7 protein-coding genes and 1 pseudogene are annotated in these 7,260 nt (G+C 40.1%); 1 reads left to right on the forward strand and 7 read right to left on the reverse strand.

The features are described from left to right. Nucleotides 1-110 precede the first annotated feature (110 nt). The 7 genes from QZT73_RS03190 to QZT73_RS03220 form a co-directional block, all read right to left on the reverse strand. On the reverse strand, nucleotides 111-851 hold the full coding sequence (locus tag QZT73_RS03190) for a 1-(5-phosphoribosyl)-5-[(5-phosphoribosylamino)methylideneamino] imidazole-4-carboxamide isomerase (protein ID WP_291781044.1): 741 nt from the start codon (nucleotides 849-851) through the stop codon (nucleotides 111-113). A gap of 138 nt (nucleotides 852-989) precedes the next feature. Then, nucleotides 990-2,027, reverse strand: a complete 1,038-nt coding sequence (locus QZT73_RS03195) for a YCF48-related protein (RefSeq protein WP_291781047.1) — start codon at nucleotides 2,025-2,027, stop codon at nucleotides 990-992. Then, nucleotides 2,027-2,944, reverse strand: a complete 918-nt coding sequence (locus tag QZT73_RS03200; protein WP_291781050.1) for a TIM barrel protein — start codon at nucleotides 2,942-2,944, stop codon at nucleotides 2,027-2,029. The genes QZT73_RS03195 and QZT73_RS03200 overlap by 1 nt, the downstream gene beginning before the upstream one ends. A gap of 2 nt (nucleotides 2,945-2,946) precedes the next feature. Further along, nucleotides 2,947-4,266, reverse strand: coding sequence for a Gfo/Idh/MocA family oxidoreductase (locus QZT73_RS03205; protein ID WP_291786592.1), 1,320 nt, complete (start codon nucleotides 4,264-4,266; stop codon nucleotides 2,947-2,949). Nucleotides 4,267-4,362: 96 nt separating this feature from the next. Beyond that, the gene (locus tag QZT73_RS03210; RefSeq protein ID WP_291786594.1) at nucleotides 4,363-5,343 is read right to left on the reverse strand and encodes a formylglycine-generating enzyme family protein; all 981 of its coding nucleotides are present in this window, start codon (nucleotides 5,341-5,343) and stop codon (nucleotides 4,363-4,365) included. A 105-nt stretch (nucleotides 5,344-5,448) separates the two neighbouring features. After that, entirely contained in the window at nucleotides 5,449-5,883 is a 435-nt protein-coding gene (locus QZT73_RS03215; protein ID WP_291784181.1) for a hypothetical protein, read from the reverse strand. A 13-nt stretch (nucleotides 5,884-5,896) separates the two neighbouring features. After that, nucleotides 5,897-6,550 carry a DUF3365 domain-containing protein gene (locus QZT73_RS03220; protein WP_291784179.1) on the reverse strand — a complete coding sequence of 218 codons (654 nt, stop codon included), beginning with the start codon at nucleotides 6,548-6,550 and terminating at the stop codon, nucleotides 5,897-5,899. A gap of 178 nt (nucleotides 6,551-6,728) precedes the next feature. Between QZT73_RS03220 and QZT73_RS03225 the strand changes: the two are divergent. Then, nucleotides 6,729-7,260, forward strand: a pseudogene (locus QZT73_RS03225) (photosystem I reaction center subunit IV); the annotation flags it as partial.

Consider the following 7,260-nt stretch of genomic DNA (forward strand, 5'->3'; position numbering starts at 1 on the left):
GGAATACCTTTATGAATTGGAATTGAAAAGGGAAAAATCTAATATTCCGGATTTAAATGTATACAAAATTAAGTATTAATAAAAAAGCCACCTGTGTGGTGGCTTTTTTATTAATTGCCATGTTCAGCCATGAATTGGTCCAAATCTTTTAGCGTTATTTTACCTTCAAAGTAGGCCCGTCCAAATACTACGGCAGTCACCCCAATATCCTTTAGCTTTTTGAAATCATCAATGCTTCTCACGCCACCACTTGCTGCCACACGAATACCAGGGAATTTCTCTACGATCTCTTTATAAAGATCAAAATTAGGTCCTTCCATAACCCCATCTCTTGTAACATCTGAACATTTCAGGTATTTCAATCCCCTTTCATAAAAAAACTGAATATGGTCAAACAGATCAATTTCGGTTTTTTTGGTCCAGCCTCTAACCTTGATTTTATGGTCAACAGGATTAGTATCGGCGGCAAGGAAAATTTTTTCTCTCCCATAAGACATGATCCATTGAGAAAATCTTTCTGGATAGGAGGCTGCTACAGAGGCGGCAGTAATGGAATAGGCTCCATACTCGAGAGATTTGAGGACATCTCCATCCGTGGAAACTCCTCCTGAATAATCAACCTTCAAACTAGTATAACCGGATATTGCCTCCAGAATATGGTAATTTTTTGGTTCACCTCTTCTTGCCCCGTCAAGGTCAACCAAATGAAGCCACCTTATCCCGTGCTCCTCAAAAGGCTGGGCAATTTCCAGTGGATTGTTAGAAATTACTTCCTGAGTAGTAAAGTCACCTCTTTTCAAACGGACACACTTACCGTTGATCAACCAAATGGATGGAATTATATCAAACATATCAATAACTTTAAATCTTGATTCAATATGCCTAAATCTGTAGGATACCGATTAATTAATAAAGATAATACAAGAATGGCTTGTAAATCGCATCTTTCAAAAAAAATTCAATTGCCAAACTAAGGGGGCATTTTATTTTTAAAATGAAAGCTTAGCAATTTTTCCATTTGGACCAGAAGCCCATACACTCGTCTGAGACTTATCTACAGAAACTCCATGTAACGCCTCATCTGAGAAACGCTCCCAATCCTGACCTGAATTTAATGAGAAATCCGATCCATTGGGACCTACACTGATCAACCAATGCTGTAAAGGGAAGTAACAAACACCAGAACGATAACCAGAAGGGAAACTCCCTGCAATCAAAGACCAATCACTACCCAAGTTAGAGGAAATAATGGCATTTTTATCAGCAAGTTCCGGTTGCAAATAATCTCCTCCCACTGCAAATAAAATGTTTTGGTCTATCCTTGTCAATGAGAAAATACCCTGGGCAGGTTCTCCTTGCAAAATTGGAGTTGGTACTTCTTCCCAATTAACTCCCCTATCCCTAGAATGAAATATACTGCTAATATTTCCTCCACTTGCAAACCATACATGATCCCCATAAGCCAATATCCCTGAACCACTGGCAGCAAAGGATCCACTGCCTGGCAAGGCTTTGGGGCTTGATTCCAATTCACTCCAAGATTTACCAACATCCCGCGATACCAAAATTTTCCATTTACCATCAATCTCATCTCCGATGATATAACCACGGCCCCTATAAAAAGTCATGCCATCATAGAAATCTGATTCATCTCCCTTGTGAACCATCTCCCAGTTTTTCCCCCCATCTTCCGTCCTATAGACCAATGCTGGTTGCCCGGCAGATATTGCCACTGCGGTTGCGGCATCAAATGCTTCAATGTCCCTAAAATCTACCGAATCACGCCCATCAATCACACCATAATCCCAAGTCTCCCCACCATCAAGTGTCCTTAACCAAGTTCCGTTGGATCCAGATGCCCAAGCCATGGTTTCAGTCAAGGGAGATAAACCCCTTAAAGAAGCTTGGGTTGGCGTTTCCAATAATTCCCAACCCAAAGGGATAGGCTTATCTTGCTCCTTGTTTTTTGAATCACAGGAAACCAATGTACATAAGAGCAATAAGGAGATTATTATTGCGGACTTCATCACATAAACTGATCAACTTTTCTATACGCAGCAATCAAATTTGCCTCACCTTCCCTGCCCGGACCAGCATTTCCATGTTCCATTCCCAAAATCCCTTGGTAACCTTTGCTATGGATATGCTTGAATACATTCCTGTAATTGATCTCACCGGTACCGGGTTCTTTTCTTCCAGGGTTATCACCTATTTGAATGTAAGCTATTTCGTCCCAACATGCATCCATCAAAGGAATCAAATTACCTTCATTTCGTTGCATATGATAAATGTCATAAAGGATTTTACAGGCAGGACTATCCACTGCTTTACAAATGGCATAGCTCTGATCTGAATGCCTTAAGAACAATTCCGGAGTATCGCTAAGGGGCTCTAAAACCATGACCAAACCATGGGGTTCAAAAACCTCCGCACCTCTTTTCAAGGCTTCGATCACATTACCCGTCTGAATACCGATTGGAAGCCTTCTTTCAAAAAACCCAGGGACCACAGTCGCCCAGGTAGCATTCACTCTTTTTGCTGCTTCTACTGATCTTTTACAGGTATTTACAAAATTATCAATGAACTCCTGCTTTCCAGTAGTCAGCGAAATCTTCCAATTATCTCCACCATCGACTACGAAAACTCCCATGCGCATTCCAAGCTGCTCCAAGGTCTTTCCTATTAATTCCTGCGCTTCCACTGACCTGCCTAAGAGACCATTATCTTCCAAAGAACGAAAACCTTGGTCCGCCATAAATTTCAACTGGTCTACTAGGTCATCTCCAGCATGGGACTTGAACATACCGAAATGTGGAGCGTAATCCATATTGAATGTTGGATTGGTTTTATCCTCTTTTCCAATCCCTGCAAAACTATCTCCAACAGCCGTTACTGCCATTGCAGCACCCAAGCTCATATTTTTGATAAAATGTCTTCTTTCCATGATTAAATCACCTTGGTTTTTCCGGGAACAGCATAGGGATAATAACCATCTTCATTTGGGAGAACTTTAGGCATGGCATCCCAGGTCAAAGCTGATGGCATGAGATCTATATTGGAATTGATTGCTTCTTCCATCGTGATTTCTTTCCCGGAATAAGTAGCATATCTTCCCAAAATTGCAGTCATCGTACTTCTGGCCGCATTTTCGGCATCGGCAAATTTAAATTCTCCTTTGACAATGGCATCAAATAGTTCGTCATGCTCCACTTGATATGGGTTGGGATTATTTTCCCTATCATGATTATATAATTCACCACCTCCCCATGCTGTCAAAACACCATGGTTGCCAGCACTGAGATAAACATTCCCTTTGGTACCTTGGAACCTTTCATCCACCCTATTGGTGGCCCCGGGAAAATGACGGCATTCACTAAATATAACTGTACCATCATCGTAAGTAAATGTAATGGAATGGTGATCGAATATTTCTCCATGGTCCTTACCCCTTCTCACCTGTCTTCCTCCTGTCCCATAGGCCTTTACAGGATAGCTGTTTTTTACCCAATTGGCTACATCCAGATTGTGTACATGTTGCTCAACGATATGGTCCCCACAAAGCCAATTGAAATAATACCAATTCCGCATTTGGTATTCCATTTCCGTTTGTCCTGGTTGTCTTGCATTCACCCAAACTCCTCCATCGTTCCAATATACTTGTCCACCAATGATATCTCCTACCGCGCCATCATGTATTCTTTTGATAGTCTCTCTATAATTGTCCTGATAATGTCTTTGCAGCCCAACTACCACATTTAGTTTTTTTCTTTTTGCTTCCTCTGCTGCAGCCAAGACCTTTCTGATACCCACAGCATCTGTAGCTACGGGCTTTTCCATAAAAATTTGCTTACCCTGATTAACCGCTTCCTCAAAATGAGAAGGCCTAAAACCAGGAGGCGCAGCCAATATCACGACGTCAGCCATTTTGATCGCCTCCTTATACCCATCAAAACCAACGAATTTTCTTTCCTCGGGAACATCTACTTTTTCTTTTCCATATTTATTTAGTATAGGTTCATAACTTTTGTCTATTCTGTCACGAAAAGCATCTGCCATTGCAACCAGTTTGATATTATGACCAGTATCAAATGCTTGGAAAACAGCACCTGTTCCCCGGCCTCCACAGCCGATAACCGCCAATTTGATTTGATCCGATCCAGCAGCATAAGCACCGGGAATACTGAAAGGCTGAATCATCAATCCTCCAGTGACCAATGCAGAGGTCTTGAGAAAATCCCTTCTTGGGTTCTTATTTAGGTTTTTCATAGGTTTATGGTTAATTGGTTATTAGTAAATACTTTTTAAATCCGGTTATGTAATAAACGAACCTATTCCATTTTATGCAATATATGGAAAACTGTTTTAATAATCAGGAATAGGGGCTATGTCATAGTAAGCCATAATTTCCTCCTGACTGGGAGAATGTAATGGACGTACAACACGCAGGCCCAAAAATGGTGCTTCAGGAAACCACCATTGACTTTTGGGGATTTGAGGGTCAATGCGCTTCCAATCTGGCTTGGAATAAAAGCGCCTACTTGACCTTAAATCCTCCGCTTCACTTTTATAATGTCCTCCTCTTACTACACCTGGGTAGAGCGTTTTTATCGGAACAATTGGATCTTTGATCCGTTTGGATTGTCTATTTTGATAAGCATCTGGTAGATATTGGTCCGCAGTCCATTCCATAACATTTCCGAGAATATCGTACAAACCCCAAGGGTTTGGAAGTTTCTGACCTACAGGATGAGTACTGCCATCGGCATTGGCAGCATACCATGCGTAATCATCAAGCTTGGTCTCATCTTCACCAAAAAAATATTTTCCTTTTGCACCCGCCTTAGCTGCATATTCCCATTCTGCCTCTGTTGGCAGGCGATAAAAAACTCCAGTCTTTAAGTAAAGCCATCTACAAAACTGTAAAGCGCCGTATTGGGTCATTCCTATAGCCGGCATATTTTCTTTACCCATTCCAAAAGTCATGTCCAAGTAAGGAATACTTGGTCTACTCAGCCCATCCACTTGAACAGGCAGCGGCTTTTCGGCAATTGCCTCTTCAAAATTTTTATCCAAAAAAAGCTCAAAAACATCCCAGGTTATCTCATGAGTCCCCATCCAAAATGGCGAAATCTCTACCTCATGATTGGGTTGTTCATCTTCCAAACCACCCCCACCCATTTCAAACATTCCCCCCGGTATTGGGACCAAATCAAAGGATTGGTTGGTATCAGGGATGATTTGGGTATAGGGCACAAAATCATTGTTCAGGCCTTGTCTGGCCTGATATGAAAACAGTCCCAAAAGAACAACAGCATAAAATGCAATAAATGGTGAAATCCGCATGATTTACAATTTGCTTTAATTTGTATAAAAAATAAATTTAAAACAAATTCAGAAAAAACGGAAAATTTAATTGAATGCTCAGTGATAGGTCTTCATTATACTTCACTAAAAAAGATCCCCTCCAATAAGAACGTCGACTTCCTCCAGTGCGGCTTTGATCTGAGAATAAGATCTTGTCTGAATATTCAACCCTAACCTTACCACTTCTACTCCTATCCCATGAATAGCTCCTAAGGAATTCAGTTGGCAATGCTCTTGCAATTTACTTTTATATGGAATGTCAATTCGATCGCTATGTGGAAGAGCAGATGACAAAAAAATAAATTGCTTTTCTAAAAAGGAGGGAACTTTATGCCTCATATAAATTAAGGAGGGGCTTGTATTAAATTTGAAATGAAGGCTAATAAAATCTGAGGAGCTCCAATTCTCAGGAATCTCTTTTATAGTAATGGCTGAGGTCCTTTTTATTTCCGCAAAGGCATTGGCTTCATTTCTCAGATAAACAAGCGCTAAAAAGCCTATCAATATAACATACTTCATTGGCGAGTAAGTATCACATTCGTTTGATAATCTCTTTTTTGGGTATTCTAATGCTCCACATCCCTCTTAAATCTCCTAGTTCATGTCCTGTTGCTTTGTCATCAGGATACAGTTCACTCAACTTATTCATAGTTTCTGTATTGATCTCAGAATCAGGATTACCGTGACAGCTAAGACACATGGCATTAGGGATTTTAATTGCTTTGGCAAAAAGCAAAACTTCACCATTTTCCAGCTTTTGAATATTGGCCTCAGTAGGAAGACTATTTTCTGCATTGTATTCAAAAGCTTCCAATATCATCTCCTCGTAATCTTTGGGTTTATCTTCGGGATTTCTATAGGCATTGGAAGCCCTTCTAATTGTCACATTGTATTTTTCCCCAACTTCATTCAAAATGGGCAATGCTTCCAAATTACAAAACTCAATTGCGCCTGAAATTCCGTGGTCCGAAATGGCCTTTTGTAAGGCTGAAATCAATTGCGCCTGGGCGTCCTGCGAAATCTCCTCTCCCCATTCCAAAGCCAACTTAAGCACATCAGCTTCGTTGACTTTCTTCACTTCCATGCTTTTATTTACCTCATCAAAAACTTCCTTACTTACCCTTTCATTGGTACCACATGAAGCTAAAACAAAAATTAAAATGAAGAAATATATATTTTTTCCCATGATCCAGTCTATATTAATACTTAAAAATAGGATATAAATGTGATTTTCAGAAACAATTAATGCTGTTTGTAAAATGCATCTCTTAATTCTTTCGCATAGCATGCGATTAAGCAATCTTAAAGTATTTAATTTTTCAGGATTTATCCTATTTTTGTGTGATATACTTTATTGAAAACCAATGAGGAAACAATTCTACCTTTTATTTTTACTGTTATTTTTTTTCTCTCTAACACAAGCACAAACCTGGAGAAGGCAGGGAGGTTGGGGCAATCAATATACCGGAATAGTCTGGGTCAACGAAGAAGTAGGCTATATATCCGGTGATCAGATTATTTTAAAAAGTATTGATGGTGGATTAAGTTGGGTGGAACAGGGCAGTCCCATCAAAGCCAAAATGTGGGATGTTGACTTTTTTAATGAAACCATAGGGATTATGGTCGGTGAGAACGGACATATTTTCAGTACTTTCAATGGTGGGACTACTTGGCAATTGTCAAATATAGGCTCAGACATTAAATTGAATAAGGTCAAATACCTCAGCGAGCAGAGGATTTATATCGTAGCAGATAATGGAGGAGTGTACCGCTCAAACAACTCCGGCGAAACTTGGGTACAGCAGAATATAAGCACAAATGCCGACTTGAAGAGTTTGTTTTTCGTGCAATCAGATACAGGATACATTACGGCTTCCAATGGACAGGTTTTTAGAA

The sequence above is a fragment of the Cecembia sp. genome, assembly GCF_007126775.1.
Classification (GTDB): Bacteria; Bacteroidota; Bacteroidia; order Cytophagales; family Cyclobacteriaceae; genus Cecembia.

Bases quoted from the DNA above. Each gene is read 5' to 3' on its own strand.
- QZT73_RS03200 (WP_291781050.1), bottom strand. From the start codon at position 2,944: ATGGAAAGAAGACATTTTATCAAAAATATGAGCTTGGGTGCTGCAATG.
- QZT73_RS03220 (WP_291784179.1), bottom strand. From the start codon at position 6,550: ATGGGAAAAAATATATATTTCTTCATTTTAATTTTTGTTTTAGCTTCA.
- QZT73_RS03215 (WP_291784181.1), bottom strand. From the start codon at position 5,883: ATGAAGTATGTTATATTGATAGGCTTTTTAGCGCTTGTTTATCTGAGA.
- QZT73_RS03190 (WP_291781044.1), bottom strand. From the start codon at position 851: ATGTTTGATATAATTCCATCCATTTGGTTGATCAACGGTAAGTGTGTC.
- QZT73_RS03195 (WP_291781047.1), bottom strand. From the start codon at position 2,027: ATGAAGTCCGCAATAATAATCTCCTTATTGCTCTTATGTACATTGGTT.
- QZT73_RS03205 (WP_291786592.1), bottom strand. From the start codon at position 4,266: ATGAAAAACCTAAATAAGAACCCAAGAAGGGATTTTCTCAAGACCTCT.
- QZT73_RS03210 (WP_291786594.1), bottom strand. From the start codon at position 5,343: ATGCGGATTTCACCATTTATTGCATTTTATGCTGTTGTTCTTTTGGGA.